The sequence below is a fragment of the Ereboglobus sp. PH5-5 genome (assembly GCF_029504805.1).
Lineage (GTDB): Bacteria > Verrucomicrobiota > Verrucomicrobiia > Opitutales > Opitutaceae > Ereboglobus.
Window position 1 is genome coordinate 76,969 of the sequence record NZ_JAQFIT010000016.1, and the last position, 13,721, is coordinate 90,689.

The 13,721-nt window shown below is 61.1% G+C and carries 6 protein-coding genes; 3 read left to right on the top strand and 3 right to left on the bottom strand.

The features are described 5' to 3' along the window. Positions 1–204 precede the first annotated feature (204 nt). The 3 genes from M2103_RS11325 to M2103_RS11335 all read right to left on the bottom strand — a co-directional run bounded on the left by M2103_RS11325 (position 205) and on the right by M2103_RS11335 (position 2,936). On the bottom strand, positions 205–573 hold the full coding sequence (locus tag M2103_RS11325; RefSeq protein WP_277510653.1) for a putative quinol monooxygenase: 369 nt from the start codon (positions 571–573) through the stop codon (positions 205–207). 170 nt (positions 574–743) lie between these two features. Further along, a complete protein-coding gene (locus M2103_RS11330) occupies positions 744–1,508 on the bottom strand; it encodes a phosphatase PAP2 family protein (protein ID WP_277510654.1) in 765 nt (254 codons plus the stop codon). Between the two features lie 138 nt (positions 1,509–1,646). Next, entirely contained in the window at positions 1,647–2,936 is a 1,290-nt protein-coding gene (locus M2103_RS11335) for a sulfatase-like hydrolase/transferase (RefSeq protein WP_277510655.1), read from the bottom strand. A gap of 116 nt (positions 2,937–3,052) precedes the next feature. Between M2103_RS11335 and M2103_RS11340 the strand changes: the two genes are divergently transcribed. From M2103_RS11340 to M2103_RS11350, 3 genes are all read left to right on the top strand, one after another. After that, on the top strand, positions 3,053–3,781 hold the full coding sequence (locus M2103_RS11340) for a tRNA-uridine aminocarboxypropyltransferase (RefSeq protein ID WP_277510656.1): 729 nt from the start codon (positions 3,053–3,055) through the stop codon (positions 3,779–3,781). Between the two features lie 179 nt (positions 3,782–3,960). Continuing rightward, entirely contained in the window at positions 3,961–5,274 is a 1,314-nt protein-coding gene (eno, locus tag M2103_RS11345; RefSeq protein ID WP_277510657.1) for a phosphopyruvate hydratase, read from the top strand. Between the two features lie 1,035 nt (positions 5,275–6,309). Then, a partial coding sequence (locus M2103_RS11350; protein ID WP_277510659.1) for an autotransporter-associated beta strand repeat-containing protein occupies positions 6,310–13,721 on the top strand: 7,412 nt, incomplete at its 3' end.

Consider the following 13,721-nt stretch of genomic DNA (forward strand, 5'->3'; position numbering starts at 1 on the left):
GGCGTGTTTGGTCACTTTGCCGTCGTGTTTTTCCAAAAAACAAAAGAGCGCAAACGACACCCCTGGGGAAACGACGGGGAGTATCCGATAGCGTTTAGCAGCTGATGTCGTTGATCAACTGCTCGAGCGTTGTGTAGCCTTCGAGGATATTGTGCGCGGTGGGCGACGCAGCGTCCCCACCGTCGCCGGGCGTGTGGATTTTTCCTAATAGATCTCGCGAATGGTGTCTATGGAGAGGGAGTCGACCTTGTCCTTGATTGTCCCGGCGAAGGCGAGGAAGTGCGCGGATTTGTTGTGAAGGTCGATGGCCTCCTGGTTTTTCCAGACTTCAATAATGGTGTATTTGAGCGGGTTGGTGGTGTCCTGATGGAGAACGTAGGAGATGTTGCCCGCTTCCTTTCGGGTGCCGTCAACCACGGCGGTGAGGGCGTTGCGGACTTCGTCCTTGTTGGCCTCCTTGGCGACGAGCGTGGCAATGATTTTAAATTCACCTTTCTCCGTTTTGCAGCAGCCGGAAAAGCTGATTGAGAGGGCGCCTATGAAGGCGAGGAGAAGGATGCGGGTGGTTTTCATCGTTTTTTTGTTGTGATACTGATTTTTAAGTTTGGTTGAACCCCACTGTTGGTGGTTTGTCTTCTGTTTCTTAACATCTATGTTTTTACGGTCAATGACGGACGTTCGTGATTTTTCCAGTAGGCTTTGATCAGAGTGGCAACCCGGCTCCATCATGAGCGAGGCGCTCTTTACGGTTTTTCCGTGACCTCCGCGAGGCGTTGTTTGGCGTGGGCCTCGACCTCGGGGTGATCCTTCATGTAGGCGGTGATTTCGTCGCGGATTTCCTTGATCGCCGCCTGTGTGTCGGGGTTCTTGAGCATGGCCTCGGCTGTGCGTATGCCGAGGTCGCGGCCCGCCATGACGTCGGTTGGGTAATGCACGCCGCCGAGCACGCGGCACCACATGGTTTCGCGGACTTGGGCGTCAAAAATCGGTTTGTATTCGGGGAATGCCGCGGAAAAGAGAGCGCCCCTGAACGCGCCGGTCGCTGAGTGTCCGCTGGGATAGGAGAGGTCCCTCGGTTTTTTCACACAAATGACAACTTCCTTGCTACGTTGGTAGGGGCGCGGGCGTTTCCAGATTTCCTTGCCGTTGCCGATCATCCTGCTGCGGGTGGCGCGCAGTTCCTGCATGAGCGCCGTGGTGCGCGGGAAATTTTCCTTGGTGAAGCTCGGGCCGAAAGCCACCGCACCCATTTGCGTGGCGGAGTGGTTGTCGATGCGTTTTGCGCGGGCAATTTGCTCGGGGGTGCGGTCGCGCTGCAATTGGAGGATTGTTTCAAGGTCGGCCATGCCCGCGGGCGAATCATCGGCGGGGGGCGGCGGAACCAGTGAAAGCAGGTCCTCGGCGGTGCCGGTGTAATAATTCTTTTTGCCGGTCGCGCCGGGCTGGCCCGAAAGCCAGGGTGTGAGTGCGATTAAAAGGAGCAGGGTTGGAAACAAGTGTTTTTTCATGGGAAAGGTTTTTAAAATGCGGGAAAGGGATTGTTTTGTGCAACAAGTTTCAGGCGGCGGTCGGATTGCGCGCGGTCTCTTCGCGCGTTGCACAGCTTGTTTCGCAATCATTTCACACGCGTCCGCGGTTTGATTGCGCTATCCTGATATCAGGGGTGTGAGCGCCGCGATTTCATTCATGCGCGACGGCTCGCCAACGAGGTTGCGCATTTCGAGCGGGTCGTTTTCCAAATCGAAAAACAGCCACGGCGAGCCGTCCTCGTTGAGAATGAGTTTGCGCGCCGGCGTGCGCACGCCGCGCCACGCGCGCTCGCATTGGTGCGGCAGGCGCACCACGCTCGGCATCGAGATGAGCGCGTGCGTGAAATCGAGGCGCGGACTGCCTGGGCTGTTTTTCCCGAAGGCGGACCGGGTAGTTTCCTCCGCGAGGGAAAGCGTCATCGCCGGCAGGTCGATGAGCGAGACGGCGGCGTTGCTCAAAATCGATTCCGGCGCGAGGGTCGGGTGATTCACCAGCAGCGGCACGCGCACGCTTTCCTCGTGCGGCCAGCCTTTGCGGAACAGGCCGTGCGCGCCGTGCATGTCGCCATGCGCCGAGGTGAACACGATCAACGCGCCGGGATTTTTCGCGCGCGCCCCGGCGATGAGGCGGCCGACCGCCGTGTCAGTCGCCTCGATGTGCGCGTAATAACCGGCGAGTTCGCGACGCGCTTTTGATTCGGCTTCGCTCCCGGCCGGCACGTTTGCGGGCAGGATGAGCTGCTCCGGATTCGGCGCGACGGCGTTTGCCGCCGGCGCGTCGTAGGGCGGGTGGGGCGTCTCGAGGCTCACGATGCAAAACATCGGCGCGCGCGCCGGGTTTTCGCGTGCGGTTTCGCGCCCGCAAAAGTATTCCAGCGCGCGTTCGCAAAGCACGCCGCCTTGGTAACCGCGAAATTGTCGCGGCTCCGGCAGGCGCGTGCCGTGCAGCCAGGGGTCGTTTAGCAAAAAGCCGCTTTCAAAACCCTCCCAAAAATCGAAGCCGCCGCGCGCGCCGGGCGGCACGATGGCGCGCGCGTGGGTCTCGCCGACGAGCGGCGCGCGCGGGTCGCGTTTCGACAAGTGCCATTTTCCAAAGAATGCCGTGGCGTAACCGCGTTCGCGCAGCGCGTGCGCGATGGTGCGGCTGTTCGCGGGCAGCGGATCGTAATAATCGCGAACGCCGTTTTCGGGCGATGGAATGCCGGTGAGCATCGCGGCGCGCGCGAAGGGGCCGAAAGGGTGGGGCGTCACGGCTTGCGCGAAGTTGATTGTGCCCGGTTCGCGCGCGAGGGCGTCGAGGCGGGGCGTGCGCGATGGCGCGCGGAGATTCGGGTCGCCCGCGAAAGCAAATGCCTGCGCGCGCCATTGCGTGGTTACGATCCAGAGTATGTCGGGCGGGCGGCTCATGGCGCGGGAAAATTGCAAAGTGTGTCCTGCGCGGCAAGGATTCACATGCGGGCGAATATTGGGATTTGGATATTCCCTGAAATTGGGTCATTTGGTTTTTTTAACTTTTTTAATTTATGGCTCGAAGTGTCGTGTTGCGCGGGGTGCCCCGCTGTCCGCATTGCCAGATTGCGCCGCGCTGGTGCGTCTGCGAGGGCGCGCGCGCGGTCGCGCTGCCGTTCGCGCTCGATGTGCTGATGCACAACGGCGAGGTGTGGAAACCGACGAGCACGGGAAACCTCATTCGCCGCGTCGTGCCGGCGTCGCGCCGGATCGTTTGGCACAACCAGTGCCTGCCGCGCCGCGAGGATGTGGTTGGGAACGGCGGGGCGGACGCGCTGTGGATTTTGCACCCGCGCGGAGAGGCGCTTGAGGATGTGTTGCGCGACGGGCTTGACGGACTTGAACAACCGCAGGCCGGCGCCGGGGCGCTGAAAAATTTGCAGGTGCTTCTGATCGACGGCACCTGGTCGCAGTCCAACGAAATGCTTCGCCACGTTGATGGATGGGGGCGGAAGGTGCGCCTGCCGGTGTCGGCGTTGCGCGGCGAAAGCCGTTACTGGTTGCGCGTGCAGCACAGCGCGGGGCATTTTTCGACCATCGAGGCGCTGATCGCCTTGCTCAACGCGCTTGATTGCGCGAACGAGAGCGACACGATCCGCGGGCAATTTGAAATGCACGTCTACGCGAGCCTGCTCGCGCGCGGACACAAAACCCGCGCCGCGCAATTCCTCGCCGGATCGCCCATCGGGGCAAGCATGCCGGGGCTGGTGCGGAAGCTTCAACCGGCCCCGGCGCGGGATTGATTGGGGCAAGCGCGCCACCCAAGCATCCAAACCTGCGGGCAAGATGCCCGCGTTCCCGGGCGCATGCGTAGTTCGGTCAAATTTTTTGGATACCCCCTTGGGAAATTTGATCGCAATAAAACATTTTACCTCGCGCACTTTTCACTCATACAGTGTCCATTCCGTATTTTTTCCACCATATGAACACAACCATCACCGCTATCAATGCTCGTGAAATTATCGACTCCCGTGGCAACCCCACGGTTGAAGTTGATGTCGAACTCGCCTCCGGCATCGTCGGACGCGCCGCCGTTCCCTCCGGGGCCTCCACCGGCGAACACGAGGCGCTCGAACTTCGCGACGCCTCCGCTCCCGCCAAGTCGCTCCCCAAGGGCGTCAATGGCAAGACCCGCTTCGGCGGCAAGGGCGTGCTCGCCGCCGTCGGCAACGTCAAGGGCATCATCGCCCCCGCGCTCGTCGGCTACGACGTGACCGACCAGGTCGGCCTCGACCGCGCCATGCTCAAGCTCGACGGCACCAAGACCAAGTCGAAGCTCGGCGCCAACGCCATCCTCGGCGTCTCGATGGCAGCCGCCCACGCGGGCGCCGCCGCCGTCGGCCTCCCCCTCTACCGCTACCTCGGCGGCGTGAACGCAAAAGTTCTCCCCGTTCCGATGATGAACATCATGAACGGCGGCGCGCACTCCGACGCCCCGATCGACTTCCAGGAATTCATGATCCGCCCGGTCAATTTCCCGACCTTCTCCGAGGCGCTCCGCGCCGGTTGCGAAGTCTTCCACGCGCTCAAGAAAGTTCTCAAGAGCAAGGGCCTCTCCACCGCCGTCGGCGACGAGGGCGGCTTCGCCCCGAACCTCGCCTCCACGACCGACGCGCTCGACGCCATCGCCGCCGCCGTCAAGGCCGCCGGCTACAAGCTCGGCAAGGACATCATGCTCGCGCTCGACGTCGCCTCCTCCGAGTTCATCGACAAGAAGACCGGCAAATACGTCTTCAAAAAGAGCACCGGCCAGCAGTTCACCGGCGACGAGTTCGTGCAATACTACAAGGAGCTCACCTCCAAGTATCCGATCGACTCCATCGAGGACGGCTGCGCCGAGAACGACTGGAAGACCTGGAAAAAACTCACCGACGCCATCGGCGACAAGGTGCAGCTCGTCGGCGACGACCTCTTCGTCACCAACGTGGACTTCCTCCGCAAGGGCATCGAGCAGGGCGTTGCCAACTCGATCCTCGTCAAGGTCAACCAAATCGGTTCGCTCACGGAAACCTTCGACGCCGTTGAAATGGCGCACAAGGCCGCCTACACCGCCGTCATCTCGCACCGCTCCGGCGAAACCGAGGACGCGACGATCGCGGACATCGCCGTCGCGACCAACGCCGGACAGATCAAGACCGGCAGCGCGAGCCGCACGGACCGCATCGCCAAATACAACCAGCTCCTCCGCATCGAACAGGAGCTCGGCTCCAAGGCGATCTACGCCGGCACGCTGTAAGGCGAGCCGCCAACAACAGGGACAGCCGGCGAAATAAAGTAAACTGGCTGTTCAATCACTCATCCGCGAAAAGCCGGACCTGATTCAGGTCCGGCTTTTTTTGCGAACGGATAAGTTGTGTGCCGCCATATGCCTGTATTGTGTTTGCATGCATTTATGTTTTGTCTGCTGTAAAATATATTTTATTGGAAATCATAAAGTTGACTCTTTTTAATAATTTATTGCAAAAGGTGCTTTTTTAAGGAAAAGGTAATTTTCCCGTAAAAAAATTATCCAATTTTTTCTCTTTTTTTATCATTTTAGTGAAGCCTGTGACAGTGACATTTGCATTGCCGATAGAGCCCTGGCTGTTGTGCCAACTGGCGGTGATTTCGATTTAACCCCACACCAATTTTAATGAATGCAAAAAACGGTTTAGCCCAACTCGCCCGCAGCCTTGCCGACATTTTTCCCGGCACGAGCAAGCCTGCGCAAACACCCAACCGCCACCACCTCATGCATAACACCCGCCCATCATTGCAAGCGCGCGATTGCCCGCGCACCATCCGCACGTTTGCGGTTTTTCTGGCTTCTGTCCTATCCGTGCAAGAGATTCGCGCCGGCGCCGATGGCACGGTGATGTTTAATAATGGCACGTCGATTTCTTTTAATAGAGGAATTACTGGAGGGGATGTCTCTGGGATCGCCAGCATCTATCCGCTAACCACTACCAGCACGGGCAAGGGCGTTATTCTGGATACTCGAGTGATTTTAACCGGCCTGCAATCCGGCATAGCTACTAACGTCCAAATGCTCATGACTAATAATTCTGGCTCGTCGGTTCGCCTACTTGGGGGGAGCGACAACGTAACGGGGCAGAATGCAGGCTTTAAGAATGCCACATTGACCTTTAGTGACAGTGCTTCGGGCACATTATCCTACAGAGGCACTTGGCCCGAAGCCCAAATCACTTCGGGAACTTATAAGCCTACGCAAATAGGCAACGATTACAGTTTTTATGCCCCTGCGCCCACTTCCGCAGCTTCTTACGGCACGATGTTGTCGGTTTTTCGAGGGTTTGCCACAAATAACACATGGAATCTATATGTTGTTGATACTGTAAACAACACGTCTCTCGGCTCCCTTCAAGATTGGGTCGTCGAAATCGACTACAAATACAAGTTCAAATGGACCGGCACCGGGGCGAACAACATACTGGCCACGGCTAAAAACTGGGACGACGATATCTCGCCCATCTCCAATGCCCAGATTGAACTCACTTTCGCGGGCGGCAACCGTCTCAATCCCATCATGGACTCAGACATGCGTTTCACGAGCATCGCCTTCGACTCGACGGCCGGGGCGTTCATCCTCGGGGGCGGCGGCCAGTATAGCCTCGACGAGGGCATCATCAACAACAACACCGTCGCGAAGCAGACAATCACAAACAGGATCAACATCGTTTCGGCTGCGCTGGGAATCGAGGGTGTGCAGAACAGCACCACCGAGCTCAGCGGCGTTATCAGCAGCAATGGCGCCGCGCCGCTTTACAAGGGCGGCGAGGGCTTGGTCATGCTTACCGGCAGCAACACCTACACCGGCAACACGATAATCGGCGGCGGCGCGTTGCAACTCGGCAACGGCGGCGCGACCGGCTCGGTCAACGGCGACATCCAGATATACGATGGGAGCAACCTCGTGATCAAGCGCTCCGACAATTACATCTATAATGGCGGCATCAGTGGCGCGGGCAGCTTGTCGCAACTCACGCAAGACGGATCGGGGGCGTTCACGCTCACCCGCGCCGGTTCGGCCGTGGGCGTTGTCAATGTCTACAACGGCGCCATGCAGTTTGCCCAAAACGGCGCGTTCAACGCCATCACCTCATACGACACGTATGCCGGCGCCGCTACGCGCATCAGCGGTTCCTCGAAGCTCGCCACCGGCGCGTTCCGGCAAGCCGCCGGCTCGACGCTCGACCTGACAATAACATCCTCCAACCCGATCATCACCGCGACGACGGCCACCCTTTCGGGCACGCTGAAAGTTTCCGATTATTGGGGTGCCACCTCCGGCTCCGCGAGCGGCCTGGCGGCGAGCATTTCAACAATCATCCGCACCGAAAACGGCATAACCGGACGCTTTTCCGAAATGATACCGGGCGGGTTTCAGCCGGGTGTTAACTACATCACGCTTCAGCACGGAGTGTCAGCCGACACCAAGGACTATCAGCTTCGCTATGGCCTTGCGTGGTATGACCCCGATCTTGCCGTCGCGCACGGCGCCTTCAACATCGCCTCGGGCACGGGCTTTCTGGTGGACGTTGCGCTCAACGACCGCGCCGAGTCGATCACCTCCGGCTGGGACGGCAAATCGCTCACCAAACTCGGCGACGGCACGCTCACCCTCAGCGCGAGCAACAACTACAGCGGCACGACCATCGTCAACGGCGGCACGTTGGCCATCACCGGCTGGACCGGCGGCAACGCCGCCGGTTACATCGGCCAAGCCGGCATGAACGGCACCGCCATCGTCAGCGACACCGGTTATTGGGGTGTGCTCGGTGATTTGCGTGTCGGCGCGGACGGCGACGGCGTGTTGGAAGTCACCGGCAAAGTTGACACCGATTACATGGGCATTGCCCGGGAAAGCGGCGCGACCGGCTTGGTGCGCGTCAGCGGCACCGGGCGCGTGGTTGTGGCCGACACGATTGATGTCGGCGCCTATGGCGGCAGTGGCACGCTCGCCATTGCCGGCAGCGGCACGGTCACTTCCGGCGAAATTTATATCCACGCCAACAACCACGTCGCCATTGCCGGCCAGGGCTGGCTGGGCGGCGGCTATCTATACAACACCGGCAATCTCACCATTGATGGAACCGGCAATGCAGGCATCGCCGGCAACTATCACCAAGCTTCCGGAGCCATGCTCGCCATCAGCGACCACGGCCTCGTCACCGTCGGCGGCACCTACTTCCAAAACGCCAACTCCACGCTGGAACTCACCGTGGAAGACCATCGCGGACGGAACGACGCCTTCATCACCGCGAACAGCGCGACCGTCGGCGGCACGATCACCGTGACCGGCTTCGGCGTGGGCACGGATTTTGACACCGCACAGAAGGTGCTCGACCACGACACGCAAGTGCTCATCCAAACAACCGGCGGCATCAGTGGAGTGTTTGCCAGCAGCACCCTCGTCGGCTTCGACCACGAAAGCCTGCCCGATTATCTTTACGGCGGCATCTACAAGAGCGCCGACTCAAAACAATACCTCGCCGGCATCGACCTCTCGTGGTTTGGCAACGCGATCCGCGGCCACGGCAACTTCACCATCGACACTGGCACGAGCTTCAACATGGACGTGCCCCTCGCCGACCAGAACAACGGTCCCTACACCACCAGCGGCTGGGACGGCAAATCGTTGACGGTGACCGCCAGCAACAGCGGCACGCTCATCCTCAGCGCGAGCAACAGTTACACGGGCACGACCTTCGTCAACGGCGGCGTGCTCGCCGTCACCGGCTGGACGGGCAGCACGGCGCAAGTCGTCATCGGCGGCTCGGCAAACACGAGCGGCACGCTCAATGTCAGCGGCACCGGCGTCTTGATTTCGGCCACGAGCATCCTTGTAGGAGACAGCGGTTCCGGCGTGCTGAACATCGCCGAGTCCGGCACGGTCAAAGGTGCCGGTCTTAACATCGGCCATGCCGCCAACTCCTCCGGCAGTGTGACTGTCGCGGGTTTGCTGGATGCCGGCGCATCCGCGTCGATTGTTAATATTGGAATCGCGGGCTCCGGCGTGCTGACTGTCGAGCGGACAGGCACGTTCTTGAGCAACAACACGCAAACCTATGTTGGCGGCACCGCCAACATAGCCGGCCTGTGGCGCGACGGAAGCGAGATTTGGCTGAACGACTCCGGCGCGATCAACATCGCCTCGACCGGCACCATCATCACCGACGCGTATTTCCGCGTAAACAACGCCGGCAACCAAATGCTGACCGTGAATCTCGACATGGATCGCGACACCGCGTATGTGATTGCGGATAGCTATCTGTTGTTGCCGGGCATAGGCGGCGGCAACGGTTCGCTCACTGTGAGCGATTACATCCTCGCGGGCGACATCGCCGACACCGTCAAGGCGAGCGAATTGGGTGCCACCCAAAAACTCATCCTGCACGCCACCAACGGCACGATTCTGGGCGATTTCGCCGATGTCACCATCGACGGCTCCGGCTTCGACACCGCCGGCCTGGCCGATTACCTCTACGGCGGGAGGTTCATCACGGACGACAAGAAAGACTATTACGTCGGCTACTTCCTGCGTTGGTATACCGGCACCGCCAGCGCGTCCGGCACCTTCACCGTCGACTCCGGGACATTTGAAATCGACGCGCTGCCCGACTTTAGCGGCACCGCCGGCGTGGGCTTGGTTGACCGGACCGCCAGCGACGCGACCGGCTGGGACGGCAAATCGCTCATCAAGCTCGGCGAGGGCGCCCTCATCCTCAGCGCGAGCAACACCTACACCGGCACGACCACCGTCAACGGCGGCCTGCTCGATGTGACCGGAGTCGTCAACAATACCGGAGTCTTGCGCATCGGCACGGCGGCCGGCACGAGCGGCACGGTCAACGTCAGCGGCACATGGGTCGGCAACCAGACTTCCACCGTCGACGCCGTGAAAGTGGGCGCGGACGAAGGCGACGGCGCCGGCACATTGGTCATCGAGCAGGACGGCTATTTCTATAACAATCGCACCCAGGCCATCCGGGTCAACCAACGGGGCGTCCTCACCATCGAGGACGGTGGTTGGTTGCGAAACCGCAATCATCTGGACGTGTGGGCCGGCGGCGTGCTCAACGTGCTGGCTGGCGGCACCTACACTGGCGAACGGTTGCGCGCCAACGGCACCGTGAACGTGGGCGGCTACTTCAGCGCAACCATCAGCAGCATCGCCATCGGTTTCGAGTCAAACCAAAGCACCGGCGTTATCAACATCGCGGAAACCGGCACGTTCGACGGCTCCGCGAACGCGACCTTTGGCGACACGGCGTCCAACACGGGCATCGGCAACATCGCCGGCCTGTGGAAGACCGGCACCGATTTTATTGTCGGCAACAGCGGCACCGGCATCGTCGCCGTCACAGGCACGGGACGGCTGGAAGCGGGGCGCGACATTGTCATCGCCAGAAACAGCGGCGCCAGCGGCAGCCTCGCGGTCGGCGGCACCGCCGTCGTCACGGCGGTTAGACTTCTGCGCAACGGCAACAACGGCGCCGGCACCCTGTCAATCAGCGACAGCGGCACCGTTGGCGTTGGCACCACGTATGTGCAAAATGCCAATTCCACGCTGAACCTCGCGCTCAGCGGCACCCTTGGTCAACGCGGCGCGTTTATCACGGCCCCAACCGCATGGGTTGGCGGCACGCTGAGCGTCGCCACCACAAGCACCGCCAGCGGGACAATGGCGAGCGAGCTCGCCGCCAACCACCAAGTGCTCATCCACACCACCGGCGGCATCACCGGTGATTTTTCGGAAAGGATAATCACCGATGGCGCGAGCACGCACGACTTCCTGGTGTTCGACGCCTACAAGAACAACAACGACTACATCCTTGCCTCGCGACTCGCCTGGCTCAGCGGCACGCTTCAGTCGCACGGCAACTTCACCCTGGACGCGGACGAAGTGTTTAACGTGGACGTGGCCCTCGGCAACGCCACCGGGCACGCCGCCGGCGCCAACGCCCCCGCATGGGACGGCAAGTCGCTGACAGTCACCGCCGCCAACAGCGGCACGCTCATCCTCAGCGCGAGCAACAGCTACACGGGCGGCGTTTATATTCGCAATGGCGTGCTCGCCGCCGCCACCGGCACAAACGCCGGCTGGGCGCTCGGCTCCGGCGCGAACACCGTTTATTACGACGGCGCCGCAGGCTCGGACGCGACCCTCCTCTTCACTTCCAGCGGCACCATGACGCAGCGCCAGGTCGTTTCCCCCGGAGCCAACGCCACGCTTGAGGCGGCCCCCGGCGTGAGCCTCACCGTGACGACTCCGCCTCTTGCCACCAACGGCGTCGCGGTTTACGTGGATGCCGGCGGCACCTTTGGCATCACCGGCGACATTACCTTCAAAGGCAACTACGGCACCTCCACCAGCGCCACCGGCGCCGTCATCTACAACGCCGGCTCACTCGAAGCCACCGGCGCGGTTTTTGCCAGCAATACCACCATTGGTTATGCCGGAGCCATCTACAACACCGGCACCATGGCCCTCGCATCGGGCACCATTGAGAACAACCGCTCGGGCCTCTCCGGCGGCGCGATTTACAACACCGGCGTGTTCACCGGCTCCGCCCTGCTTTTGTCCAGCAATACTGCCGGCCCCGGCGGCGGCATTTATGCCGGGGCCGTTTACAACAAAGGCTCCGTGACGCTGCTATCGAGCACCTTCACAGGCAATGTCTCCCAGTCCAACGGCGGCGCCATGGCCAACACCGGTGGCGGCACCTTTACCGGCACGGATGTCGTCTTCACTGACAACACCGCCAGCGCCGGCGGTGCCATCTACAACCAAGATGGCGGCACCCTCGTGCTGAACGGCGGCACGTTTTCCGGCAATATCGCGTCCAGCGGCGGCGGAGCCATTCACAACGAAAGCACCGGAGGCGCGCTTCGTGGTTCGAACCTCGTCTTTGTCAACAACCGCGGCGGGCAATACGGCGGTGCGATCAACAATGACAACGGAGGTGCCGCATTGGTTTTGGTTTCGAGCACTTTCACCGGCAATCGCACGAGCACGACAACTCAACGCGGCGGAGCCATCCGCACCAGGGCGACAATCACGGGCACCAGCCTTTATTTCTCCAGCAACACCGCATACAGCGGCGGCGCGCTTTATAGTGACGCGTCAACCACCCAAGCCGACACCCTAGTTTCCAGCACCTTTATCGACAATTATGCCTCCCAGGGCGGCGGCGCCATTCGCACATCCAAGGTGCTCACCGGCACGGCGCTTGTTTTCACAAGCAACACGGCCGGCACCGACGGCGGGGCGATTAACAACTCGGATCGCCTGCTCGTCCTTGAGTCGAGCACGTTCACGGGTAATTACGCCACGAAGCATGGCGGTGCCATTCTTGCCGGCGGCACCCTAACAGGCTCCAATCTCGTGTTCACCGACAACTACTCCGGCACCTACGGCGGCGCCATCCGTTCCAACAGCGCGCTCCTCATCGAATCCAGCACATTCACGGGAAATTATGCCGCCCAGTTTGGCGGCGCCGTCTATGCCTCCGGCACCTTTGCCGGCGCCGGGCTCTTCTTTGATAGCAACACCGCCGCAAGGTATGGCGGCGCCATTCTGGCGAATCTTTCAAGCGTCATCGTCCTGAATTCGAGCACGTTCGAGGGCAACCATGCTGGCGAATACGGCGGCGTCATCTTCAATTACAACAGCCCGGTTTCCGGCACGAATCTGCTCTTCGCAAGCAACACCGCCGTGGCGGATGGCGGCGCCATTTTCGATTACTATTATGGAAGCACAGGAAGCATCATCCTAACCTCGGCAACCTTCTCCGGCAATTACGCCGGCTCCGCCGGCGGGGCTGTCGCGAGCCAAGGCATTTTCGGCGGCACCAATCTCGTCTTCACCAGCAACACCGCGGTTGTCGGGGGCGGCGCGATTTACCATAGCGGCGCCGCCAGCGTGAACATCACCACGGGCACCTTTGCGGACAATTATGCCGAAAGCTCTGGCGGCGCGATCTACAACACGACCGGCACCGTCACCGGCACCAATCTCGTCTTCACCAGCAACACCGCGCTCACCGGCGACGGCGGCGCGATCTACAACGTGTCATCGGGCATCATCAACATCACCTCGGGAACCTTTGAAAACAACTACGCCGGAAATTCCGGTGGCGCGATTTACTCGGACACCAACGCCCCGCTCGCGCTTGAAGTCAGCGCGATGTCCATGAGCGGCAATCAGGCCGTCGCCTCCGGCGGTGCGATCTATAGCGGCACCAGCTTCACGCTCGAACTCGCCGCCGGCGGAGTCTTCACCGCCACCAACAACACCGCTGCCGACGACGCTTCGGGTGGCTTCCTTTACGCAAACAGCGGCGGCATGACCTTCGACATCGGTGCAAACGCCACCGCGCAAATCGGCGACGCCAACTCAATCGCCGCGACAGCCGACAGCATTTCCGGCGGCGCTAGCGTTAGCCTCACCAAAACCGGAGCCGGCACCCTCGCGCTCTGGGCATACAACACCTACACGGGCACGACATTCGTGAACGCCGGCCTGCTGAGCCTTCGCGGTTACCTGGCGAGCGCGCACACAATCGTCGCAGCCAACTCCACCCTGGGCGGCACCGGCACGGCGGCGGGCAACGTGACGATCCTCTCCCATGGCCATCTCTCGCCCGGCGCGAGCCCGGGCCTGCTCACAATCCTGGGCAA

Coding starts and splice junctions, on each gene's coding strand:
- M2103_RS11325 (WP_277510653.1), bottom strand. CDS start 573: ATGAAAACCACCCGCATCCTTCTCCTCGCCTTCATAGGCGCCCTCTCA.
- M2103_RS11330 (WP_277510654.1), bottom strand. CDS start 1,508: ATGAAAAAACACTTGTTTCCAACCCTGCTCCTTTTAATCGCACTCACA.
- M2103_RS11335 (WP_277510655.1), bottom strand. CDS start 2,936: ATGAGCCGCCCGCCCGACATACTCTGGATCGTAACCACGCAATGGCGC.
- M2103_RS11340 (WP_277510656.1), top strand. CDS start 3,053: ATGGCTCGAAGTGTCGTGTTGCGCGGGGTGCCCCGCTGTCCGCATTGC.
- eno (WP_277510657.1), top strand. CDS start 3,961: ATGAACACAACCATCACCGCTATCAATGCTCGTGAAATTATCGACTCC.